The organism is Streptomyces sp. NPDC093261 (assembly GCF_044753645.1).
GTDB lineage: Bacteria > Actinomycetota > Actinomycetes > Streptomycetales > Streptomycetaceae > Streptomyces.
In genome coordinates, this window is record NZ_JBIVNO010000001.1 from 908,340 (window position 1) to 931,651 (window position 23,312).

Below are 23,312 nucleotides of genomic sequence, written 5' to 3' on the forward strand. Positions count from 1 at the left end.
ATCCGGGTCCCGCCGCCTGGTGAGGCGGTGTCAGTCGTCGTCGCCGAGGACCGGTTCCGGCAGGGTGCCCGCGTTGTGCTCCAGGAGACGCCAGCCGCGCACACCCTCGCCGAGGACCGACCAGCAGCAGTTGGAGAGACCGCCGAGGCTCTCCCAGTGGCGGGCCTCCAGACCGAGCAGACGGCCGATGGTGGTGCGGATCGTGCCGCCGTGGCTGACCACCACGAGGGTGCCGTCCTCGGGGAGCTTCTCGGCATGCCGCAGCACCACGGGGGCGGCGCGGTCGGCGACCTCGGTCTCCAGTTCGCCACCGCCTCGGCGGACGGGCTCACCGCGCTTCCAGGCGGCGTACTCCTCGCCGTACCGGGCGATGATCTCCTCGTGGGTCAGGCCCTGCCAGACGCCCGCGTACGTCTCGCGCAGCCCCTCCTCAAGGGTGACGTCCAGGCCCGTGAGCGTGGCCAGCTCGGCGGCCGTGTCGGCGGCGCGCCTGAGGTCGGAGGCGACGATGGCGTCCGGCTTCAGGGAGGCGAGCAGGCGGGCGGAGCGGCGGGCCTGGCCGACGCCGGTCTCGGTCAGCTCGACGTCCGTGGAGCCCTGGAAGCGGCGCTCCACGTTCCACGACGTCTGGCCGTGGCGCCACAGGATGAGGCGGCGGCCCCGGCCCTTCCGCCCGTTCTCGGCGCCGGGGGCGGTCACCGCAGCTCCCCGCCCAGCTCGGCGTTCAGCGCGGCGGCCTCCCCCGCGGCCTGGAGCCGGGCGTGCTCCTCGGCCTTGCCGCGGGTGGCCTGGGCGTCGGCGGGCAGCTCCAGCTCGGGGCAGTCCTTCCACAACCGCTCCAGGGCGTAGAAGACGCGCTCCTCGCTGTGCTGCACATGGACGACGATGTCGACGTAGTCCAGCAGGACCCAGCGGGCCTCGCGGTCGCCCTCGCGGCGCACCGGCTTGGCACCGAGCTCCTTGAGCAGCCGCTCCTCGATCTCGTCGACGATCGACTTGACCTGGCGGTCGTTGGGCGCGGAGGCCAGCAGGAAGGCGTCCGTGATCGACAGCACATCGCTGACGTCGTAGGCGATGATGTCGTGCGCGAGCTTGTCGGCGGCCGCCTGGGCGGCGGCGGTGATGAGTTCGAGAGAGCGGTCCGTGGCGGTCACTACGTGGCTTTCGGTCGGCGGTCAGTGCTACCTCAAGGGTCTCACGGACCGCCGACAGCACCCCATGTGATTAACGGGGCACGCCACGCGCCCGGCGTGTGGCCCCCGTCACGGACTTGCCTTGTAGTTCTGGCCGAGGACGACGGAGACGTCGGCGTTCGAGGTGACCTTGCCCTTCTGCACGGCGCTGGTGGGCAGGCCCAGGGTCTTGGCGACCTCGATCGCGTTCTCCTTGTCGCCGTCGTCGGCGTAGGTGATCCGGGACGCGGTCCGGACGGCCGAGGTGCCGCCGTCGACGAAGGCGTAGCCGCCGTTGACCAGGACGACGCGGGCCTGTTCCGCGGCGCCCTTGGAGCCGGTGGCGTTCTGGATGCCGACCCGCACGGCGTCGCCGGGCCGGGGGCTCTTCACGGTGCCGCCGAGCAGGGTCTTGACCACGCTGTCGGTGGCGTCCTGGCCGACGGTGCCGTCGGAGCGGACCGGCAGCAGCGCGGTCTTGTAGGCGCCCTCCTTGGCGCGGTCCGCGAGCTTGGCGAGGAAGCTGCCGAGGTCCTTGTCGGTCAGGGGCGGGTCGAGGATCTGGGCGAGCGTCTGCACGGTGGTCGTCGCGCCCTGCGGGTCCGAGGACAGCTTGCGCAGCACGCCCTGCATCACCTGGCCGAACCGCTCGAGCTGGGCGTCCTGGGACTCGCCGGCGGCGCGGTAGGTGGCGTAGGCGACGGCCATCTTGCCGCTGAGGGTCTGGTCCTCCCCCTTGTGGACGAGGGTGGAGCCGCCCTTCTTCTTGGCGTCGGGGTCCGGGACGTCGGCGTTGGTGGTGACCTCGATGTTGCCGACCAGTTCCACGAGGTTGTTGAGGTACGGGGTGTCGAGGCGCCAGGAGCCCTCGATGTTGGTGCCCAGGGCGGAGTCGATGGCGTCGCTGGTGCCGGAGGAGCCGTCGTCGGCGACCGACTTGGCGAGGGTGGTCGTGGAGCCGTCGTCGGAGGTCAGCGCGAGGGAATTGGGCAGCAGGACGGTGGCGCCCTGCTTGAGGGTGGTGTTGTCGACGAGCAGCGCGGTGGAGGTGCCGCCGCCCTTGGTGTTGTGCAGATGGACGACCAGCACGTCACGGTTCTGGGCGCCCGTCGCCGTGGTGGGGGCGGACTTGCCGCCGGAGGAGGTGCCGGGCAGCCGGCCCGCGTACCAGAGGTAGCCGACGCCGCCGACGACGGCCAGGGCGAGGACCACGACGAGGGCGACGACCCGGCTGCGGGCGCGGCGCTTGGCCTCCTCGCGGCGCTCGGTGCGGTTCTCGGTGAACTTCAGCCAGTCGATGACGTCTTCGGAGTCGGCGTCGGGCTCCTCGGCGAAGGCGAACTGCTCGGAGCCCGCGGCTCGGTCGCCCTGCGGCTCCTTCGGGGCGCTCCCGGACCGTCCCGCCGCACCGCCTTCGGTGCGGCTGGCCGGGCCGTCGTCGTGCTCCGGGCCGCTGTCGGCCGGGCCCGCCTGCTGGGGGATGTAGGCGGTCTGCTCGGCAACGCGCGGCTGCTGTCCGCTGGTTGAGGTCTGGCCGTACGGGTCGTAGCCGCCGGCCGTGGTGGTGCCGTACGGGGCGTAGGGGTCGTACGGGGCGGTGGGCGGCTGGGTGCCGGCGTCGTGGGGGGACCCGGGCTGCTGCTGACCGTGGTGATACGGCGGCACGGGCTGCTGGGGGCCGGTCGCGTAGGGGTCGTAGCCGTACCCCTGGGGCTGCTGATGGCCCTGGGGCTGCTGGTGCTGCTGGGTGCCGTAGGGGTCGTAGCCCTGCGGGGTGCGCTGCGTCGGGACCTGCTGGTACACAGGCTGCCCGAACTGGTCGTAGCCGACGAGTTCGTACTGGTCGCCGCCCGCGTACCCGTCGTATCGGTCGTTCACCGGTGCCCCTCTCGGCTCACTCGCCGCGGTACAGCTGCCGTTTGTCGATGTAGCGCACCACACCGTCCGGCACCAGATACCAGACGGGTTCGCCCTTGGCGACTCTCGCACGGCAGTCTGTGGACGAGATGGCGAGCGCGGGAACCTCGACCAGCGAGACACCGCCCTCCGGAAGGCCGGGGTCGGCCAGGGTGTGGCCGGGGCGGGTGACGCCGATGAAGTGCGCGAGGGAGAACAACTCGTCCGTGTAGCGCCAGGTGAGGATCTGGCTCAGCGCGTCGGCTCCGGTGATGAAGAAGAGGTCGGTGTCCGGGTTCAGCGCCTTCAGGTCGCGCAGGGTGTCCGTGGTGTAGGTGGGGCCGCCGCGGTCGATGTCGATGCGGCTGACCGAGAACTGGGGGTTCTCGACGGTCGCGATGACCGTCATCAGATAGCGGTCCTCGGCCGCGGAGACCTTGCGGTCGGTCTTCTGCCACGGCTGGCCGGTGGGCACGAACACCACCTCGTCGAGATGGAACTGCGCGGCGACCTCACTGGCCGCGACAAGGTGCCCGTGGTGGATCGGGTCAAACGTTCCGCCCATGACGCCGAGTCGGCGCTTGCCGGGGTTCGACGGACCGTTGCCGGGGCCGATACGCGTGCCCTTCGCCGGACCGGTGGGCATGTGCTGCTCTCCCATGCGTGCAGACCCTACCGGCCCGGCCGACGGGCACCGGCCGACAGGCCCCCGCGGGCGGCCGGGGCCGGGCCCGGTGCCGGACTCAGCGGTCGCGGTTGAAGCGGGTGGTGATCCACAGCAGCAGGAGAAGGATGACGAGGGCGCCACCACCCGTCATGAAGGGGCTGATGCTCGTGTGGCGCTCGGTCTCGCCCTCGGCGAGGGTGGCCAACTGGGCAGCGGTGCTGTGGAAGCTCATCTTCGGCAGAACCTATCCGGTGTGGGCGGGATAAAGACGTCGGCTCATCGTATGCGGGTGCCGTCGCGCCGCTCACGGCGACTCCGCCGTTTCAGGGGGACTCCGGCCGTCCCGGCGTCGAAGCCGGCGCCCGAGGCGGCTCCGACGCCGGGACGGGGCACGGCCGCCGGTGGCCGCGCCCCGCGGGCCGTCACTTGCGCTTGTAGCCGCGCAGCAGGAACCACGCGGTCAGAATGCAGCCGAGGACCATCACGACCAGCACGACCCGGAGCAGATCGCCCGAGCCCTGTCGGTCGGCGGCCTGCGCGGCCTCGGTGAGCCATGCGGCGGATACATGCTCCATGGGATCGCTCCTAACGGTGTGCTGCCCTGCCACGGTATCTCCGCCTAGGCTGGACTCCGCTTCGGGGGCACATCGGGGTCGTCGTCGCTCCTCGCGTGGTCGCGCGGTGGACCCGCCGTCGATCCGGCCATCAGACACATGGGGGAACACATGTCCGACGAGGGTCTCGAGCAGAACGCGTTCGACCAGGGGCCCGGCACCGTGCCGAGCCGGCGACGCAGGCGTTTCCCGGGGATCTCCTCACGCGCGTACGAACACCCGGCGGACCGTTCGGCTCTCGTGGCCCTGCGCAGGCTGAGCGGCTTCGACACGGTCTTCAAGGTGCTCAGCGGTCTGCTGCCCGAGCGGAGTCTGCGGCTGCTGTTCCTGTCCGACTCGGTACGGGTCTCGGACGCGCAGTTCGGCCATCTCAACGACATGCTGCGGGACGCCTGTTACATCCTCGACGTGGCCACGGTCCCGCCGATGTACGTCACCCAGGATCCGCAGCCGAACGCGATGTGCATCGGCCTGGACGAGCCGATCATCGTCGTGACCACCGGGCTCGTGGAGCTCCTCGACGAGGAGGAGATGCGGGCGGTCGTCGGCCACGAGGTCGGGCACGCGCTCTCCGGCCACTCCGTCTACCGGACCATCCTGCTGTTCCTGACCAATCTCGCGGTCCGGGTCGCGTGGATCCCGCTGGGCAGCCTCGCGATCACGGCGATCGTGACCGCGCTGCGGGAGTGGTTCCGCAAGTCGGAGCTGTCGGCCGACCGGGCCGGGCTCCTGGTCGGGCAGGACCTCCAGGCCTCGATGCGCGGGCTCATGAAGGTCGCGGGCGGCAACCATCTGCACGAGATGAACGTGGACGCGTTCCTGGAGCAGGCCGAGGAGTACGAGGCCGGGGGCGATCTGCGCGACTCCGTGCTGAAGATCCTGAACGTCCTGCCGCGTACGCATCCCTTCGCGGCGGTCCGCGCGGCCGAGCTGAAGAGGTGGGCCGGCTCCCGTGACCACCAGCGGATCATGGACGGTCACTACGACCGGCGCAGCGAGGACAAGAACACCTCCGTCTCGGACTCCTTCCGGCAGTCGGCGGCCCACTACGCGAACGACGTGAAGCAGTCCAAGGACCCGCTGATGAAGCTGGTCAGCGACATAGCGGACGGTGCGGGCGACCTCGGGGGCCGGGTGCGGCGCGGCTTCGCGGGCTTCGCGAGCGGCGCCCCCAAGGACGCGCCGGGCGCCCCCGGCGAGGGCCATGACGGGGACGGCGGCCCGGGCGGCACCCGCCCGGACGACAGCCGGCGGGACGACGACGCCGGGAACGGCGAGGGCTGAGCCTCCGGCGCGGGCGGGACCCCGGGCGGCCTGCGGGGGCCCTGGGCCGCCCGCACGACCCGAGGGCACCTGGCGGGCCGCCGGCGCGGCTCGCGGCCGCCTGTGGCGTCTCCCGCGGGTTCTCCCCCGGTGTCAGACCCCCGGTGTCAGACCCTCGGCTCCGCGTCCGAGGACAGGGTGCCGCACAGGGCTGTGGGGCTGTCGTTCTCGTACGGGTTCGTGCCGGCCGGTGCGCCCGCCTTGGCGGTCTGGCCGGCGAGAAGCGGATGGAGGCGGTCCGCGGTGTCCCCGGCGCAGGCGAGCGGGCCCGCCTGGACGTAGGAGGTAAGCAGCTCGGCCTGGTGCATCCGCAGGTCGTCGCGGTCGAAGCGGAAGGTCAGCTCGCGCCGCACGGTGACCAGCGAGGCCTTCGCCCTGGCATCCGCGCCGGCCGGCCTCAGCGCGTAGACGAGGGTGTGGTCGGCGGTGACCTCCAGGGCGTCCGAGCCGGGCTCCGCCGCCTGAAGCGTGCCCTGGACACGGATCCGGTGGTCGGCCAGCTGCACACGCGCGGGGTCGAAGCGGACGAGCCAGCCGGTGGGCGAGTGCCGCCCGTCCGCGGCCGGGCGGTAGAAGCTCTGGTCGAACTGGTCGAGCTGCTCCGGGGCGACCAGGACGCGTACCGCGCGCACGGCGTCGCCGGTGAGGACGTCCGGGTCCAGCGAGGATTCGACGAGGTAGTCCTTGGCGATGGTGACGGCGGCGACGACCTGGCTCTCGGAGAAGTGCGCGGTGCGCCGGACGGGGGGCAGGGTGAAGCCCTCGGCGCCGATCCGGAACTGGGCGGCGGGGCTGTGGTCGTACAGGACCTCGGGGTCCGTGGCGCCGGGGACGGCGGACCGGGGGGCGAGCGGTATCACCGTCATGCGCAGCTGCTCGACGAGCTGGGCCTTGGGTGCCTGGTAGGGGTGGCGCACGCCCATGTAGATGGCGGTGCCGAAGGCGAGCGCCAGCAGCAGGACGAGGATCAGCGCCTGCCGGGGCAGTCCGCGGCGCAGCGCCGGACGGCGGCGTACGGCCGGGGCGTGGTCGGCCATCCGCTCCCGTGCGGAGTACTCCTGGAGGCGGGCAGCACGGATGAACGACTCGTCGAACACGACGGATCGGTACTCGTCCTCGCCACCGCCGGGAGCACCCTCGGGCGTCCCCTCAGGTGGGTCCCCAGGCCCGCCCATACCTTCAGGGTAGGTCTGCGGAAGCCGCGGTAAACGCCCTGGTACACGACAACTTCTGACAGGTTCTCACCAGGTTTTCGCACGGATGCCGAAAGGACGCCGAACCTCGTCGGGCGGGTCGTCGGGCGGGGTTCCAGGCGGGTCGCCGGCGGGATGCGCGGCAGGTCGCCGGGCGGGGTGGGGGGCGTCTACAGGAGGCCTGGGGGCGTCTACGGGCCTGCGTACACCGTACGCCGTAGGGCTTGCTCAGGGGGTCCGCGGTACGGCCGAGAAGACCGGGGGCGAGGATTCCGCGGAGGCCGAGGGGCCCGGGCCGGCGCTCGTCTCCTGGCCCTGCTCCAGACCCGTCCTGGCGGGCGGGACCTCCTGCCGGCCTGAGGAGCCGCCCCGGTAGACGGCCGTGAAGGCCAGCGCGACCATGCCTATGCCCATCACGAGGGCGAGCATCCAGGCGACCGGACGGTGCCAGCGGGGGGCGCCCTTGCCATACGGCCTGCCCCAGACGCCCGAGGGGCCGTAGCGGCCTTCCAGGAGCTCCGGGTCGTCCAGGTCGTCCAGGTCCCGGTGGTAGCCGAAGGCGCCGTCCTCGTCGGGACCGTATGCGTCCTCGTAGCGGTCGTCGTCACCGCGTGTGCCCCGGCCGCGCGCCCGGCGTGCCTCGGCCTCCTGGGCCTCGGCGCGGGCCTGTGCGGCCGCGAGGAGTCTCTCGACGGCCGTCGGTTCGTGGACCACGGCCGCCCGTACGAAGGCCTCGTCGAAGACCACGGAGGCGAACTCTTCGTCCATACCTCCGCGGTCGCGGTCGTCGTCGGGCTCCCGGCCGTCAGCGAACGGCGTGCCCCCCACGTCCTCCGGCACGGCTCCAGAGTAGACCTGGGGGGTCAATTTGGGCAGACGGTAAGGAAATTCATCCGCCTGGCGAGACGGGATTCACAGGTGGTTGCCAGGGGCGACGAACGGCCGTCGCCGAGCGCCCGCTCAGCGCCGTACGTGCCCGTCGCCGGTGACGATGTACTTGGTGCTGGTCAGCTCCGGCAGGCCCATCGGGCCCCTGGCGTGCAGCTTCTGCGTGGAGATGCCGATCTCCGCGCCGAAGCCGAACTGGCCGCCGTCGGTGAAGCGCGTCGAGGCGTTCACGGCCACCGTGGCCGAGTCGACCAGTCGGGTGAATCGGCGGGCGGCCTGCTGCGAGGTAGTGACGATCGCCTCGGTGTGACCGGAGCTCCACAGCCGGATGTGCTGTACGGCCTTGTCCAGGGAGTCCACGACCGCGGCGGCGATGTCGTACGAGAGGTACTCGGTGTCCCAGTCCTCCGGCGTGGCCTCCACCACCGTGGCTCGGGAGTCCTTGGCGTACGCCAGCACGCGGTCGTCGGCGTGGACCGTGACCCCGGCGTCCGCGAGCGCGTCCAGGGCGCGTGGCAGGAACTCGGCGGCGATGTCCTGGTGGACGAGGAGCGTCTCGGCGGCGTTGCAGACGCTCACGCGCTGGGCCTTGGAGTTGATCAGGATGTCGATCGCCATGTCGATGTCGGCCTGGGCGTCGACGTAGACGTGGCAGTTGCCGGTGCCGGTCTCGATCACCGGGACCGTGGACTCCTCCACCACCGTGCGGATCAGGGAGGCGCCGCCGCGCGGGATGAGCACGTCGACCAGGCCGCGGGCACGCATCAGCTCGCGCACCGACTCGCGGCTCTCACCGGGGACGAGCTGGATGGCGTCGGCGGGCAGCCCCGCGCCGCCCACGGCGTCGCGCAGGACCCGTACGAGCGCGGTGTTCGATTCGAAGGCGGAGGACGAACCGCGCAGCAGCACCGCGTTCCCGGACTTCAGGCACAGGGCGGCGGCGTCGACCGTCACATTCGGCCGGGCCTCGTAGATGATGCCGACGACACCGAGCGGCACACGGACCTGGCGCAGGTCGATGCCGTTGGGGAGGGTGGAGCCGCGGACGACCTCGCCGACCGGGTCGGGCAGGGCGGCGACGTCCCGCACATCGGAGGCGATGGCGCGGATCCGCTCGGGCGTGAGGGTCAGCCGGTCGACGATCGCCTCGCTGGTGCCGGCCTCGCGGGCCCTGGCGATGTCCTTGGCGTTCGCCTCGACGATCTCACTCGTACGGACCTCCAGGGCATCCGCGATGGCGAGCAGCGCGTCGTCCTTCTCGGCCCGGGGCAGCGGCGCCAGGTCGGCGGCGGCGGCCTGGGCGCGGTAGGCGGCCTGGGCGACCGGGGACATGGAGTCGTACGGAGAGAGCGTGGTCATGAAGGAAGGGTAGTGCGCCGGGCGCGAGCGGCCGTCGTACGTCCCACACCCCGAGACGGGTTCAAAACGGGTGAACTCCGACCGGTGTCGCCCTCGGCGGCCCCTGCCCCTCCGCGACCCGCTGGTGGTAGGTGTCGCGGTCGATGACCTCCAGGCCGACGATCTCCCAGGGCGGCAGTCCCGCGCTCCGGCGGTGCTCGCCCCACAGACGCAGCGCGACCGCGGCGGCGTCGTGCAGATCGCGCGCCTCCTCCCAGTAGCGGATCTCCGCGTGGTCACCCGCGTAGCGGCTGGTCAGCAGGAAGGGATGGTCGTGGGCGAGCTGTTCCAGGGCGCGGCGCACCTCGGTCAGCGGCGCCTCGTCCCCGGCGAGGCTGAGCGTGACATGCCACAGGCGGGGGACGTCGTCGGGCCCGTCGCAGGCGTGACCGGCCGCCACACTGGTCAGTGCGCGCTCCTCGCCCGCCGCACGGGGGGCACCACCGCGAACGGTGCCGGCAGTGCCACGACCGCGGGACGTCGCCGCCCCAGGGCGCACTCGTCTCACGACGGCCTCCTTTGCAGTCCTCGTGTGCCGTACTCGTGCGGAATTCGGTACCCGACACAAAGTTGAGCAGGCCGCACGGGTCCATGGGGCGGTTTTACGGAACGTCCCCCACCGGACGGGCCCGCGAGGGGCCTTTCGCGCCGTTACGGGTGCAGGAGGACCAGGTCGTCCCGGTGGACGACCTCGCGTTCGTAGGCGGGACCCAATTCGCGCGCCAGTTCCCGGGTCGAGCGGCCGATCAGCCGGGGGATCTCCCTGGCGTCGAAATTCACGAGTCCGCGCGCCACCGCCCGTCCCCGGCCGTCGCGCAGTTCCACGGGGTCTCCGGCGCTGAACTCGCCCTCGACCGCCGCGATGCCGGCGGGCAGCAGCGACGTACGGCGCTCGACGACCGCGCGTACGGCCCCGTCGTCGAGCATGAGCGCGCCCTGCGGGGTGGAGGCGTGCTGAAGCCACAGCAGCCGGTCCGCGGAGCGCTTTCCGGTGGGGTGGAAGTAGGTGCCGGTGTCGCGGCCCGCGAGGGCGTCGGCGGCGTGCACGGCGGAGGTGAGCACCACGGGGATGCCGGCCGCCGCCGCGATCCGGGCCGCCTCGACCTTGGTGACCATGCCTCCGGTGCCGACGCCCGCCTTGCCCGCGCTGCCGATCTCCACGTGTGCGAGGTCCTGCGGCCCCCGCACCTGAGCTATCCGCGAGGTGCCGGGCTTGCCGGGGTCCCCGTCGTAGACGCCGTCCACGTCCGACAGCAGGACCAGCAGATCGGCGCGGACGAGGTGGGCGACGAGCGCGGCGAGCCGGTCGTTGTCGCCGAAGCGGATCTCGTCCGTCGCCACCGTGTCGTTCTCGTTGACGACCGGCAGCGCGCCCATAGCGAGGAGCTTGTCGAGGGTGCGGGAGGCGTTGCGGTGGTGGGCGCGGCGGCTGGTGTCGTCGGAGGTGAGCAGCACCTGGCCGACACGGATGCCGTGGCGGGCGCAGGACGCCGTGTAGCGGGCCACCAGCAGGCCCTGGCCGACACTGGCGGCGGCCTGCTGCCGGGCCAGGTCCCGGGGGCGGCGGCGCAGCCCGAGCGGGGCGAGGCCGGCCGCGATGGCGCCGGAGGAGACGAGGACGATCTCCCTCTCTCCCCCGCTTCGGTGCTTGGCGAGGACGTCGACGAGGGCGTCGACGCGGTCGGCGTCGAGCCCGCCCGCGGCCGTGGTCAGTGAGGACGAGCCCACCTTCACGACAATCCTGTGGGCCTCGCTCACAGCCTGCCTTGCCCCTGCCACCTTGCCCTCTGTTCCTTCGCGTCGATGCGGCTGCCCCGCACCGCAATCTACGCGAAGGGGGCCGGACATCGCCCATCGGTCCAGTGGGCGGACCACCGGGGAGTGACCGGGGGCTCACGCCGGGTCTCAGGCCGCGCGGCGCACCTTCAGCACCTTCCGGGCGGCCTTGCGCAGCCGTGGGAAGGTCACCGACGTCGTCGGCTTGAACGCCTCGATCGTGACCGTCTCGCGGGTCGTGGGCACGAACCAGTCGTCCGGGAGTCCCGCCGCGCGGTCGCGGAAGTGCGGGTAGGCGAGATACGCCTTGCCGGTGCGCGTGTCCAGGTGGGCGGTGGGGGCCTTCTTCGCCTTCACGAACTGCACGACGTCGGCGAGCAGATCGGCCCGGCCCCGCGCCACCAGGTGCAGACGCAACCGCTCGTTGACCTTGAGCCGCCGGGCGACGCCCTCGTGCCAGTACGCGTCCATCAGCGGCTTGGCCAGCCGGAGCTTGTGGGCGCGGACCTCCTCGCCGTCCGTCAGGAAGCCGGGGCCGAACTGCGGAAGCAGGGTGATGAGGAAGGGGCGCAGCATCAGGGAGTCGCGGCGCGGCCCGGCGGGGACCATTTCGGCGATCAGCCGCATGAGGGCGCGGGCGGAGTCGAAGCGCAGCGTGTAGCTGCCGCTCTTGGTGACGTGCTTGCCGTCGTCGCGTCCGACCAGGTAGTAGCAGGTGTAGTCGGAGATCACGGAGATGCCGTCCGCGCGGAGGTACGCCTCCATCGTGAACAGGGCGTCCTCGCCGGTCTTGAGCGACTCGTCGAACCGCATGCCGTGCCGGGTGATCAGCTCGTGGCGGAAGAGCTTCTGCGCGCTCAGCGTGAACTTGATCTGCGACGAGAAGACGTCGGTGCGCGGCAGGGTCTTGCCCCACATCGACTTCGGGGCGGTGCGGTTGACGCCGACGACCTTGCCGAGGACGACGTCCGTCCCCTGCTCGTCGGCCATGGCGACCATGCGCTCCAGCGCCTCGGTGCCGAGCCGGTCGTCCGCGTCGAGGAAGAAGACGTACCGTCCGCGTGCCTTGCCGAGGCCGACGTTGCGGGGGCCGCTGGGGCCGCCCGAGTTCTCCTGGTGGACAACGGTGACCGCCATGGGGGCCCGCTCGGCGAACTCGTCCAGGTAGTCGGCGGTCCCGTCCGTCGAGCCGTCGTCGACCGCGATCACTTCGATGCGCGAGGGGTCGAGGGTCTGGGCTTCCACCGACCGCAGGCACTCGACCAGATACGGCATCGCCTCGTAGGCCCCGATGATCACACTCACATCAGGCTGCGCAACGGTCACGCTTCCCCCTCGTCACGGGATTTCCCCGGATCGCATCGATCGCTTGACCACAAGACAGCTACCGGCGCACAGGGGTTGCCTCCGCCCGAACGTTTCATGGCGCAGGTCACATGGTGAACAGATGGAAAACACCGTATGCGACTTCGGTAAGAAACAGGAAAGGGCCCGGTGACCGGGCAACCTCGGTCACCGGGCCCGCGTCCCGCCGTGGTCAGCCCGTGATCGCGTCGGTCACCTGGTCGGCGGTGCGCTGGCCGGGCACCGCGTTGGCGTTCCCGGCGACGGCCGCGCGGGCGCCGGCCTCCTGGCCTCGGTTGCGGGCCTCGGCCTTCCGCGCGAGCTGGTGCACCGCGGTGTTGAACTGCTCCATGGACGTGGGCTCGTCCGGCCCGAGCAGATACCGCTTGAGCTCCTGGCGCTCGGCGGCCAGCGGGTCGGTCTGCGGCGTGCGCACGGCGGCCAGCAGCTCGGGCAGCTCGCGCGCCGAGTTCGACAGGATCACCGCCGCGCGCACCGCGGTGTTCTGGAGCTTGAACTCCTCGGCGCCCAGCTCCGCGGAGTCGGTGACGGCGTACGGCTTGCCGCTCGCGATGAAGTCGGAGACCACGCTGGAGATGTCCGAGACCATCGCCTCGGAGACGTTGAAGCAGTCGTACAGACGCGGCTCGGCGCCCGTGATGACCCGGTGCTCCCAGCTGCCGAAGGAGCGCCAGTAGGCGTCGTTCCACTCGGCGCGCAGCCGGGCGATCTCCTCGTGCTTCGCCACGTCGACCACGCCGTCGCGGGTCGCCTCGGCCTCGTCGCCCTTGTCCCCGGTGGGCCCGGCGAGCTCGGCGAGGCGGGCCTCGATGCGGCGCAGCTCGGCCTTGGCCTGCGTCTGGACTGCGGCGTCCGTCGTGAAGCGCGGGTGGGCGGCGCGCTCGGCGGCGGCCTTCTCGAGCAGGGCGGTGATCCGCTGGTGGGCGGCGGCCGCCTCGGCGCTGCGGGTGCCGGTGAACGGATGCGGCTTGTACAGGACCCGGACCGGCGGGTCGGCCTGGATCAGGGTGCGGACGATGTTCTCGCCGGCCAGCAGGATCGAGGTGTTGCCCGGGTTGTCGTCCCAGCCCTCCCAGGTGGGGGCGTAGAGGATCGTCGGGATGCGGTCCTCGGGCAGGCCCCGCGCGGGCTGGATGGGCGCGAGCTGAGGGCGGCCGACCTCGACGATGTCGTCGTCGCGGACACCGACGTCGGCGATGGCGTAGCGGTCGCGGCCCGCGCGGCCCGCGGTCCACACCTCGTCGTAGACCTTGCTGAACGGGTTGACGCTGGCGAGCTTGTCGCTGTCGCCGTGGCCGATGAAGACGTGCTTCATGGTGGGCACGCGCAGCATGTGGATGTTCTTGCCCACGTTCGCCGCGTACAGCGCGACACGCACCGTGGACAGGTCCATGTTCATCAGGTGCACCCCTCCGGGCACGCAGATGACGGGGACCGTGGTGGGCGCCAGGTTCTGGAGGATGACGCGCTCGCGAAGGATGATCAGCGGCCGGGACCGAAGCTGCTCCATCGTCTCCAGCCACATGTTCACCTGGTACGCGGAGTCCTTGGACCCCGAGAAGTACAGCACCGTCTCCGGGCGGTACTCGCGCAGCCAGCCGTCGACGGCCGCGAGCACCCGCTCCGCCTTGGGCGGGCTCTTCTTGCCGCGTACGTAGGGGGCGAGCGCGGCGACGTAGAGGAAGGCCAGCGCCAGGGTGGCCGCGGCGCCCCCGAAGCCGTAGACGGAGCTGCCCGTGGCCGCCGTGACGAGCAGGCCGGCGACCGCCACGAGGTCGAGGTGGAGCATCTTCTCCGCGGCGCGGTTCAGCAGACCCTTCGGCGGGGCGTCCGGGATGCGGATCCGCGAGCCGAGGTCCACGTTCCGGGTCGCGACCGGCATCCGGCGGCGGTTGCGGATCAGCGTCACCAGGGCGCCGTGCGGGGCCTGGAAGGCGTAGAAGGCGAGGAAGCAGGCGATCGCCACATAGAAGACCAGGTCCGCGAGGGGGGCCCGGGCCAGGAGCAGGACCAGCAGCAACTGCCGGATCAGGAAGCGGATGGACAGACCGGCCCGCACCTTGCTGAGACGACTGATCAGATAGCTGCCGCGCCGGTGCAGATAGTGGTCCGCCAGGTACGTCACTGCGGCCGCGGCCGCGAAGGCACCGACGCTCGGGAGGAGCGCGGCCAGCATGAGCGCGGGGTAGCCCAGCATCATGAGGGCCGCCGCGGCCAGCTCGGCCGCACTGCCCACCCGGGCAACGCGTATAGCGGTGGAAATCACGGAGGAACCTGCTCTTGGAGGGGGTGTGCCGGTAGAAGTACGAAGAGAGCGCTTCGAAAAGCGGCGGGAAAGGGATCGGAAGGGGCTTGGAAAAGGACTCGGGCTGGTTCTCGCAAGACAATCCGGAGAGGAATGGATCCGGTATTTCCGACCCGGATTTCTACGGCTCAGGCCCCTGCGTACGCGCATTCGCCGCGCCATCACAGAGGCCTGAATTCCGGAAGACCGGTGAACCGCCGACTACGCCACGCCGTCCTGACGGTCCAGGACGGCGGCCAGGGCCGCCTCGAAGCCGGACGCCCTGCCCGCGCCGGCCGTCGGGTCCTGCTGGCGCACATCGATGACATGGCCGGTGAGTTCGGAGACGAGGACGTCGAGCGAGGCACGCGCCACGGCCTCGGAGGACAGCAGCGTCCCCGCGGGCTCCCGGCCGAAGGCCTTGGTGCGCATCGGGGTGGCGGTGCGCTCCGGGTTGATGCAGTTGACGCGGATGCCGTCGGCGGCCCACTCGTCGGACAGGGCCTGGGTGAGGTTCACCATGGCGGCCTTGGTCGAGGAGTACAGGCTGTACTCGGCGCGGCCGCGGGTGTAGCTGCTGGAGGTGTAGAGCAGCAGCTGGCCACGGCTCTCGGCGAGGTACTTGTAGGAGGAGCGGGCGATCTGCACCGGGGCCAGGTAGTTGACCTTCAGCGCCTCCTCGATGGTCGCGTTGTCGGTCTCCGCGAGCCTGCCGATGCGCAGCACCCCGGCGGTGTTGACGACGTAGTCGATGCGCCCGGTCTCGGCGTACGCCTTGGACAGCGCGTCGTCGACCTCCTCCGGGTTCTCGACATGCGTGCCGGTGGTGGAGCGGCCCAGCGCGTACACCGTGGCGCCGTAGGACCGGGCCAGCTCGGCGATGTCCTGGCCGATGCCGTACGACCCGCCGAAGACGACGACGGTCCTGCCGGTGAGGAGTTCCCGGTAGGCGTCCTCGCCGTTCTGCGCCGGCGCGGTGGTGGAGGCGAGCTGGAACAGCTTGTCGGCGATGAAGACGTCGACGGGCTGAGTGACCTTCATGTTGTACTCGTCACCCGCGACGACGTGGATCGGCACGTCCGGCAGGTACTTGAGTACGACGCTGCAGTCGTCGGTGGCCTGGAAGTTGGGGTCGCCCGCGGCGACCTCGTAGGCGCGGCGGATCGTGGAGAGCTTGAAGGCCTGGGGGGTCTGGCCGCGGCGCAGCCGGGAGCGGTCCGGGATCTCGGTGATGAACTCGCCGTCCTCGCCGTGCGTGCGGGTCACGATGATGGTGTCCGCGGAGGGGATGGCGACGTCCACGGCCTGGTAGCGCTCCAGGGCCGCGACGCAGTCGTCGATGACCCGCTGCGACAGCAGGGGGCGTACGGCGTCGTGGAACAGGACGTTGCGGTCCTCCCCCTCGGCCAGGCCCTCGCCGAGCAGGGCGATGGCGCGCTCGGTGGTCTCGTTGCGGGTCGAGCCGCCCTCGATGATGTGCGTCACCTTGCTGAAGCCCGCCTTGGTGACGATCTTCTCGACGTCCTGCACATAGCCCGGCGCCATCAGCACGATGACGTCGTGGATGGAGTCGGCGCTCTCGAAGGTGGTCAGCGTGTGCTCGATCACCGCCTTGCCGGCGATCTTCAGCAGCTGCTTCGGAATCGACAGACCCACGCGCTGACCGGTGCCACCAGCCAGGATCACTGCGGTGGTACGGGGCTTGGCTATGCGCTCAGACACAGGTGACCTACCTCGGGGCTTCAGGGAACCTCCGGATGGTCCCACTTTCGGTAAGGGAAGTGCAAGGTGAGCGCCGCCTGATGCATGTGTACCCGCAACCTGTTATTTACCTTGCGCCCTCCGTCATTACCTAGAGGCCGGGTCGAATTGTCCGGATTTGCTGTGAGTAACTCCACACGTTTGTCACGCGTTATCGCCGCCCTTTCCCCGTGTTCATTCCGGTCGCGACGGGCGGGAGCAGCGGGTGATCACCTGGGGCACGCGTGCCTGAGCGTTCGGTGACCGAGGCGCGGCGGGAGCGGTCCTGCTCGCACGGAAGGTAAGACGCGTTCTTGAGACGAAGGTGAGAGAAGCCCAGGAGGCGGATGCGTGCCGGGCCTCCTCATACGGGCTTCATCTGCCGCTCACAGCAGGCGCGCGCCGGGCACATCCGACTCGACCCGCAGCCGGACGAAGGTGCTGGAGGCGGCCTCCGGTCGCGGCACGGTGGGCTACGCCGAGGCTGAACACGCCCTCGGGCAAAGGGTGTTCGGCGGCGCGCGCGGACCGCGGCCGCCATGACCGGGCGGTGGCGCCGGCGCCGAGGACCGCGGCGCCCGCCCTGAGAAGGCGTCGGCCATCGGGAAGGGCTGCTCCGGTCATGGGCGAACTCCCTTGCGCCGGTGGCGTCAGGGGCAGAGGGAGGCTCACCGGCGGGGCGTCACGACCGCTGAACGACGCACGGCGCAGCCATGACAACCGCATGAAGGGCGGCCGGGCGTCGTCGAAGAGGGCCTGTGGAAAACGCCCGGACGGAAAGCCTGGGGGAAACGCCCGGACGGAAAGCCTGGGGCAAACGCCCGGACGGAAAGCCTGGGGCAAACGCCCGGACGGGAGGCAGGGGCGGCGGCCGCCCCTGCCCTCGCCACCGGCCTGCGCTGCCGGTAGACCGGATGGCTCCGCGAGTTCCCCGGAACCCGCGGACCGTCAGAACGGCTCGAAGTCGTCGAACTCCCGGGAGGCCTCGTCCCGCTCGGCCTGCCGGTCCCGGCGCCGCTGCGCCGCAGGACGCGGCGCCTCGAACCGGTGGTCCTCACCCCGTCGGCCGAGCATCTCCGCGCCCGCCATGACCGTCGGCTCCCAGTCGAAGACGACCGCGTTGTCCTCCGGCCCGATGGCGACGCCGTCGCCGGCCCGGGCGCCCGCCTTCATGAGCTGCTCCTCGACACCGAGGCGGCCCAGCCGGTCGGCGAGGTAGCCTACGGCCTCGTCGTTGTTGAAGTCGGTCTGCCGCACCCAGCGCTCGGGCTTCTCGCCGCGCACCCGGAACAGCCCGTCGTCCTCGCGCGTCACCGTGAAGCCCGCGTCGTCCACGGCCTTCGGCCGGATGACGATCCGCGTCGCCTCCTCCTGCGGCCGGGCGGCGCGAGCCTTCGCGACCAGGTCGGCGAGGGCGAAGGACAGCTCCTTGAGCCCGAGATGGGCCACGGCGGACACCTCGAAGACGCGGTAGCCGCGCGCCTCCAGCTCCGGCCGCACCATCTCGGCCAGGTCCTTGCCGTCCGGTACGTCGATCTTGTTGAGGACGACGATCCGCGGACGGCCCTCCAGACCGCCGTACTGCCGCAGCTCCTCCTCGATGACATCGAGGTCGGAGACGGGATCACGGTCGGACTCCAGGGAGGCCGTGTCCAGCACATGCACGAGCACGCTGCACCGCTCGACGTGCCGCAGGAACTCGAGGCCGAGCCCCTTGCCCTGGCTGGCGCCCGGGATGAGCCCCGGCACATCGGCGATCGTGTAGACGGTCGCGCCCGCGGTGACCACGCCCAGGTTCGGGACGAGGGTGGTGAACGGATAGTCGGCGATCTTGGGCTTGGCCGCGGACAGCACGGAGATCAGCGAGGACTTGCCCGCGCTCGGGTAACCGACGAGGGCCACGTCCGCGACCGTCTTCAGCTCCAGCACGATGTCCTGGAGATCACCGGGCTCGCCGAGCAGCGCGAAGCCGGGCGCCTTGCGACGGGCGGAGGCCAGCGCCGCGTTGCCGAGGCCGCCGCGACCGCCCTGGGCGGCGACGTACGACGTCCCGTGCCCGACCAGGTCGGCCAGGACGTTGCCCGCCTTGTCGAGCACGACCGTGCCGTCCGGCACCGTGAGGACCAGGTCCTGGCCGTCCTTGCCGGAGCGGAAGCCGCCCTCGCCGGGCTTGCCGTTGGTGGCCTTGCGGTGCGGGGAGTGGTGGTAGTCGAGAAGCGTGGTGACGGACTGGTCGACGGTGAGGATCACATCGCCGCCCCGGCCGCCGTTGCCCCCGTCGGGGCCGCCGAGCGGCTTGAACTTCTCGCGGTGTACGGAGGCACAGCCGTGTCCTCCGTTACCCGCGGCGACGTGCAGTTCGACGCGGTCCACGAAGGTGGTCATGGTTGAGTGCCTCCTGGGGGTCCCCCCGGCCGATGCCGGGGGATTGCGGGGTGTGCTGTGGACAACAAGCGAAAGGCGGACCCGCCTTCCCGACCGGGAAGTGAGGTCCGCCTCGCGCGACGCTCTACGGCGCCTGAGCCCGAAAGGGACTGCCTCAGGCGACCGGAACGATGTTCACGACCTTGCGGCCACGGTGGCTGCCGAACTCCACCGCACCGGCCTGGAGCGCGAACAGCGTGTCGTCGCCGCCGCGGCCGACGCCCGCGCCCGGGTGGAAGTGGGTGCCGCGCTGGCGGACCAGGATCTCACCCGCGCTCACGACCTGACCGCCGAAGCGCTTCACGCCGAGCCGCTGGGCATTGGAGTCGCGACCGTTCCGGGTGGACGATGCGCCCTTCTTGTGTGCCATCTGTTCTCAGTCCCTTACTTCGCAGCCGTGGGGATCGACGTGACCTTGATCGCCGTGTACTGCTGGCGGTGGCCCTGCCGACGGCGGTAGCCGGTCTTGTTCTTGTAGCGCAGAATGTCGATCTTCTGGCCCTTGTGGTGGTCCACAACCTCAGCCTGGACCTTGATACCGGCCAGCACCCACGGGTCGCTGGTCACGGCGTCGCCGTCGACCACGAGCAGGGTCGAGAGCTCGACCGTGTCGCCAACCTTGGCAGTGGAAATCTTGTCAACCTCAACGATGTCGCCGACAGCAACCTTGTGCTGGCGACCACCGCTGCGCACGATGGCGTACACGCGGACTCACTCTCATCACTCGGGAAACGGCACCCCCGCAGTCCAGCCGCCCGGCATCACAGGCGGCCTCTCCCGAGGCGCCCAGCGCCCGGAAGGAAGAGGTTTACGGGGATGTGGCACATCAGTCGACACGCCGACGGTCAAGATTACGGGGGCGGGCCCGGTGGGTCAAACCGGGCTCGGCCGCTCCCCGTGGGAAGCCGCCCGGCGGCGGCAGCGGCCGCATGACGGCAGCGCCCACGACCGCACGGCGGCGGCCCGCCCCGGGAGAAACCGGGACGGGCCGCCGCCGTCTGGTGCCGTGGCCGTGGAGGGGTCAGTCCTCCGTGGTCACCGAGACCGTCGGCTGAGCCGACTGCTCGGCGGCGGCCGTCTTCTTCGCGGGCGTCTTCTTGGCCGCCGCCTTCTTGGCGGTGGTCTTCTTCGCCGCGGTCTTCTTGGCAGCCGTCTTCTTGGCCGTCGTCTTCTTCGTGGCGGCCTTCTTCGCGGTGGCCTTCTTGGCGGTCTTGCGGGCCGCCTTCCTGGCGGGGGCGGACACCTCGGCCTCGCCCTCCACCGGGGCCCCGGACGTCTGTGCCGGTTCCTCGGCCGCCTGCGCGGGCTCCCCGGCCGGGGCCGGTTCCTCGGCCGCCGACGGGACGACCACGACGGCCGCCTCCTCGGCGGAGGTGGGCGCGGTGGCCTTGCGCACCGCGCGGCGGCGGGGGCGGGCCGGGGCGGCGACCTCGACGGGCGCCTCGGCCGTCTCGACCGCCTCGGCCTGAGCCTTGGGGGCCTCGACGACTGCCACGGGCGTCTCGACGGGGGCCCCAGCCTCCGCCGCGGGCTCGCCGACCGTCACCACGGCCTCCGCGGGCGCACCGGCGGGCGCCGACGCCCTGCGGGTCGCGCGGCGGCGCGTACGGCCCTTGGGCGCGGCCTCCTCCTCGACCGGCGCGGGCGCCTCGACGACCGGGTCCTCGGCCGCCACCGGCTCCGCCTCGGCGTCCTGCCGCGACTTCGGAGCGCGCTCGTCCTTACGGGACCTCGGCGCCCGCTCCTCGCCGCGCGGCGCACCCGCGGGAGCCGACGCGCGCCGGGTCACCCGGCGCCGCGAACGGCCCCGGGAAGCGGCGGCCTCGGCCTCGGCGACACTGCTGTACAGCTCCTCGTCCGGGGCGAACGCCGGCTCCGGCAGCGCGGCCGGGACCGCGACCTCGGCGGCCACCTCGGCCTCGATCTCCTCGGCGGCCGCCTCGACCTCGGCGGCCACCGCCTCGTGCGTCTCGGGCTCGGCCTCGGCACCGACCCGGCCGCGCTTCTTGCGCTTGCCGCCGGTGGCGGACGGCTGGTCCATGTGGACGATCACGCCACGGCCGTTGCAGTGGACACAGGTCTCGGAGAAGGACTCCAGCAGACCCTGGCCGACCCGCTTGCGGGTCATCTGCACGAGGCCCAGCGAGGTCACCTCGGCGACCTGGTGCTTCGTACGGTCCCGGCCCAGGCACTCCAGCAGACGCCGCAGGACCAGATCCCGGTTGGACTCGAGCACCATGTCGATGAAGTCGATGACGATGATGCCGCCGAGGTCGCGCAGCCTGAGCTGGCGGACGATCTCCTCCGCCGCCTCCAGGTTGTTCCTGGTGACGGTCTCCTCGAGGTTGCCGCCCTGACCGGTGAACTTGCCGGTGTTGACGTCGATGACGACCATCGCCTCGGTCCGGTCGATCACCAGCGAACCACCGCTGGGCAGCCAGACCTTGCGGTCCAGCGCCTTGGCGAGCTGCTCGTCGATCCGGTACGTGGCGAAGACGTCGACCTCGCTGGTCCAGCGCTGGAGACGCTCGGCCAGGTCGGGCGCGACATGCGCGACGTATCCGTGGATGGTCTCCCACGCCTCGTCACCGCTGACGATGACCTTGGAGAAGTCCTCGTTGAAGATGTCGCGCACGACCCGGACGGTCATGTCCGGCTCGCCGTACAGCAGCGTCGGCGCGTTGCCGTTCTTCGCCTTCTTCTGGATGTTCTCCCACTGCGCCTGGAGCCGCTCGACGTCCCGGCGCAGCTCGTCCTCGCTCGCGCCCTCGGCGGCGGTGCGCACGATGACGCCCGCGTCCTCAGGGACGATCTTCTTCAGGATGGTCTTCAGCCGGGCCCGCTCGGTGTCGGGCAGCTTGCGGCTGATGCCGGTCATCGAGCCTTCGGGGACGTACACCAGGTAGCGGCCCGGCAGGGAGACCTGGCTGGTCAGACGGGCGCCCTTGTGTCCGATGGGGTCCTTGGTGACCTGCACGAGCACCGACTGCCCGGACTTGAGGGCGCTCTCGATGCGGCGCGGGCCGCTCGCGAGCCCGAGCGCCTCGAAGTTGACCTCGCCGGCGTACAGGACGGCGTTCCTGCCCTTGCCGATGTCGATGAAGGCGGCCTCCATCGACGGCAGCACGTTCTGCACCTTGCCGAGGTAGACGTTGCCGACGTACGAGGTCGACTGCTCCTTGTTGACGTAGTGCTCGACGAGCACGCCGTCCTCCAGGACGCCGATCTGCGTGCGCTCACCGCTCTGCCGCACGACCATCACACGCTCGACGGCCTCGCGCCGGGCCAGGAACTCGGCCTCGGTGATGATCGGCACACGGCGACGGCCCTGCTCGCGGCCCTCGCGGCGGCGCTGCTTCTTGGCCTCGAGACGGGTCGAGCCCTTGATGGACTGCACCTCGTCGATGCCGTCACCGGAGCGCTCGTCCTTCTTGCGGGGCTCGCGCACCTTGACGACCGTGCGCTCCGGGTCGTCGGACGACGACTCGCTCTCGACGCCGGTGTCACCGGCCCGGCGGCGGCGACGGCGGCGGCGACGGCTGCTGCTGGTGCCGATGGCCGACGACTCCTCGCCGTGCTCATCGGCCGTGTCCTCGGCGTCCTCCTCCATCTGCTCGGCGGTGTCCTCGGCGTCCTGCGTGGCCTGTTCGGCGGCGAGTTCCTCGGCCTCCTCGCCCTCGGCGGACTCGCCACGGCGACGGCGACGGCCGCCACGGCGGCGGCGACGGCGCGAACCGGTCTCCTCGACCTCCTCCTCGGCCTCCTCGCCCTCGGCGGACTCCTCCGGCTCCTCCGGCTCCTCGGCCTCGTCGGCGGTCTCGGGCGTCACGGCCGCGGGCTCCTCGTCACCACCGCCGCGACGACGGCGGCGGCGCTGGCCGGCCGGCTCCTCCTCGACGGTCTCCTGCTGCTCGGCGGCCTCGGCGGCAGCGGCAGCGGCGGCCCGCTCCGGGGTCTGGAACATCGGCTCGGTGAACACCGGCGCCTGGAAGACGGCCACGGCGGGGCGCGCGGGGCGCTGTGCGGCCTCGGGCGACTCCTCGGCGGCGGAGCGCGGGGGCTCGGAGAACCCTGTGGCGGCCTTGCGCGCGACGCGACGGCGGGCGCGGCGCGGGGCGGCCTCCTCGGCCGCCGCCGGCTCCTCCTGCGACGGGGCGGCGGGGGCCGCCGGGGCCTCGACGGTCTCGGGCGCCTCCGCAGGTGCCGCGGCGGTCTCGTCCACGGGCGCCGGCACCCGACGAGTGACCCGACGACGGCTGCGGCGCGGGGCCTCCTCGGCGGCGGGGGCCTCGGGGGTGACTTCCTCGGCGGTCTCGGCCTCGCTCACCGGCGCCGCGGCGGCCGGCTGGACCACGGGAACCTCGGCGGTCTCGGCGGACGCCGGCGCTCCGGTGGGTGCGGAGACCTGGCGGGTGGCACGGCGACGCGTACGGCGCGGGGCGGCCTCCTCGGCCACCGGCTCCACCGGCTCGGTCTCCGCGGCAGCGGCGGCAGGCTCGGGGGCCTCGGCGCTCTCCGCACCGGCGGGCACCACGACCTCCGTCACCTCGGCAGCCGCGGGCGCTCCGGTGG

The 23,312-nt window shown here is 71.7% G+C and carries 19 protein-coding genes; 1 reads left to right on the forward strand and 18 read right to left on the reverse strand.

The features are described 5' to 3' along the window. Positions 1–30: 30 nt before the first annotated feature. From ACIP94_RS04160 to ACIP94_RS04185, 6 genes are all read right to left on the reverse strand, one after another. Complete coding sequence (locus ACIP94_RS04160) at positions 31–699, reverse strand: histidine phosphatase family protein (RefSeq protein ID WP_402419215.1); 669 nt, start codon at positions 697–699, stop codon at positions 31–33. Beyond that, positions 696–1,154, reverse strand: a complete 459-nt coding sequence (rsfS, locus tag ACIP94_RS04165; RefSeq protein ID WP_402419218.1) for a ribosome silencing factor — start codon at positions 1,152–1,154, stop codon at positions 696–698. Before rsfS ends, ACIP94_RS04160 begins: the two co-directional genes overlap by 4 nt. A 108-nt stretch (positions 1,155–1,262) precedes the next feature. Further along, on the reverse strand, positions 1,263–3,050 hold the full coding sequence (locus ACIP94_RS04170; protein WP_402419221.1) for an LCP family protein: 1,788 nt from the start codon (positions 3,048–3,050) through the stop codon (positions 1,263–1,265). Positions 3,051–3,066: 16 nt separating this feature from the next. Then, positions 3,067–3,729, reverse strand: coding sequence for a nicotinate-nucleotide adenylyltransferase (gene nadD, locus ACIP94_RS04175; protein WP_402419223.1), 663 nt, complete (start codon positions 3,727–3,729; stop codon positions 3,067–3,069). An 82-nt stretch (positions 3,730–3,811) separates the two neighbouring features. Beyond that, positions 3,812–3,967, reverse strand: a complete 156-nt coding sequence (locus ACIP94_RS04180; protein WP_402419226.1) for a hypothetical protein — start codon at positions 3,965–3,967, stop codon at positions 3,812–3,814. 190 nt (positions 3,968–4,157) lie between these two features. Next, entirely contained in the window at positions 4,158–4,310 is a 153-nt protein-coding gene (locus tag ACIP94_RS04185) for a hypothetical protein (RefSeq protein ID WP_402419229.1), read from the reverse strand. Positions 4,311–4,460: 150 nt separating this feature from the next. Here ACIP94_RS04185 and ACIP94_RS04190 point away from each other — a divergent pair, with 150 nt between their 5' ends. Continuing rightward, a complete protein-coding gene (locus tag ACIP94_RS04190) occupies positions 4,461–5,633 on the forward strand; it encodes a M48 family metallopeptidase (protein ID WP_402419232.1) in 1,173 nt (390 codons plus the stop codon). Between the two features lie 146 nt (positions 5,634–5,779). Here ACIP94_RS04190 and ACIP94_RS04195 read toward each other — a convergent pair whose 3' ends face one another. From ACIP94_RS04195 to ACIP94_RS04250, 12 genes are all read right to left on the reverse strand, one after another. Next, positions 5,780–6,847, reverse strand: a complete 1,068-nt coding sequence (locus tag ACIP94_RS04195; protein ID WP_402419235.1) for a hypothetical protein — start codon at positions 6,845–6,847, stop codon at positions 5,780–5,782. Positions 6,848–7,093: 246 nt separating this feature from the next. After that, on the reverse strand, positions 7,094–7,732 hold the full coding sequence (locus tag ACIP94_RS04200) for a hypothetical protein (RefSeq protein ID WP_402419238.1): 639 nt from the start codon (positions 7,730–7,732) through the stop codon (positions 7,094–7,096). 93 nt (positions 7,733–7,825) lie between these two features. Continuing rightward, positions 7,826–9,112, reverse strand: coding sequence for a glutamate-5-semialdehyde dehydrogenase (locus tag ACIP94_RS04205; protein ID WP_402419241.1), 1,287 nt, complete (start codon positions 9,110–9,112; stop codon positions 7,826–7,828). Between the two features lie 61 nt (positions 9,113–9,173). Further along, complete coding sequence (locus tag ACIP94_RS04210) at positions 9,174–9,659, reverse strand: hypothetical protein (protein ID WP_402419243.1); 486 nt, start codon at positions 9,657–9,659, stop codon at positions 9,174–9,176. A gap of 143 nt (positions 9,660–9,802) precedes the next feature. Beyond that, positions 9,803–10,909: a glutamate 5-kinase gene (gene proB / locus ACIP94_RS04215; protein ID WP_402419246.1), complete on the reverse strand. Its 1,107-nt coding sequence runs from the start codon at positions 10,907–10,909 to the stop codon at positions 9,803–9,805. A 147-nt stretch (positions 10,910–11,056) separates the two neighbouring features. Further along, on the reverse strand, positions 11,057–12,253 hold the full coding sequence (locus tag ACIP94_RS04220) for a glycosyltransferase family 2 protein (RefSeq protein WP_402419247.1): 1,197 nt from the start codon (positions 12,251–12,253) through the stop codon (positions 11,057–11,059). Between the two features lie 211 nt (positions 12,254–12,464). Beyond that, a complete protein-coding gene (locus tag ACIP94_RS04225; protein ID WP_402419250.1) occupies positions 12,465–14,558 on the reverse strand; it encodes a hypothetical protein in 2,094 nt (697 codons plus the stop codon). A 240-nt stretch (positions 14,559–14,798) separates the two neighbouring features. Continuing rightward, a complete protein-coding gene (locus tag ACIP94_RS04230) occupies positions 14,799–16,298 on the reverse strand; it encodes a D-ribitol-5-phosphate cytidylyltransferase (protein ID WP_402419253.1) in 1,500 nt (499 codons plus the stop codon). A gap of 966 nt (positions 16,299–17,264) precedes the next feature. Beyond that, positions 17,265–18,701 carry a GTPase ObgE gene (gene obgE, locus ACIP94_RS04235; protein WP_402419256.1) on the reverse strand — a complete coding sequence of 479 codons (1,437 nt, stop codon included), beginning with the start codon at positions 18,699–18,701 and terminating at the stop codon, positions 17,265–17,267. 154 nt (positions 18,702–18,855) lie between these two features. After that, positions 18,856–19,110 (reverse strand): 50S ribosomal protein L27, encoded by a 255-nt coding sequence (gene rpmA / locus ACIP94_RS04240; RefSeq protein ID WP_365884299.1) that lies wholly within the window; start codon positions 19,108–19,110, stop codon positions 18,856–18,858. A 14-nt stretch (positions 19,111–19,124) separates the two neighbouring features. After that, complete coding sequence (rplU, locus tag ACIP94_RS04245) at positions 19,125–19,445, reverse strand: 50S ribosomal protein L21 (protein ID WP_009188585.1); 321 nt, start codon at positions 19,443–19,445, stop codon at positions 19,125–19,127. A gap of 316 nt (positions 19,446–19,761) precedes the next feature. After that, a partial coding sequence (locus tag ACIP94_RS04250) for an Rne/Rng family ribonuclease (protein ID WP_402419259.1) occupies positions 19,762–23,312 on the reverse strand: 3,551 nt, incomplete at its 5' end.

Coding starts and splice junctions, on each gene's coding strand:
- ACIP94_RS04195 (WP_402419235.1), bottom strand. CDS start 6,847: ATGGGCGGGCCTGGGGACCCACCTGAGGGGACGCCCGAGGGTGCTCCC.
- rpmA (WP_365884299.1), bottom strand. CDS start 19,110: ATGGCACACAAGAAGGGCGCATCGTCCACCCGGAACGGTCGCGACTCC.
- ACIP94_RS04190 (WP_402419232.1), top strand. CDS start 4,461: ATGTCCGACGAGGGTCTCGAGCAGAACGCGTTCGACCAGGGGCCCGGC.
- nadD (WP_402419223.1), bottom strand. CDS start 3,729: ATGGGAGAGCAGCACATGCCCACCGGTCCGGCGAAGGGCACGCGTATC.
- ACIP94_RS04185 (WP_402419229.1), bottom strand. CDS start 4,310: ATGGAGCATGTATCCGCCGCATGGCTCACCGAGGCCGCGCAGGCCGCC.
- ACIP94_RS04180 (WP_402419226.1), bottom strand. CDS start 3,967: ATGAGCTTCCACAGCACCGCTGCCCAGTTGGCCACCCTCGCCGAGGGC.
- ACIP94_RS04205 (WP_402419241.1), bottom strand. CDS start 9,112: ATGACCACGCTCTCTCCGTACGACTCCATGTCCCCGGTCGCCCAGGCC.
- obgE (WP_402419256.1), bottom strand. CDS start 18,701: ATGACCACCTTCGTGGACCGCGTCGAACTGCACGTCGCCGCGGGTAAC.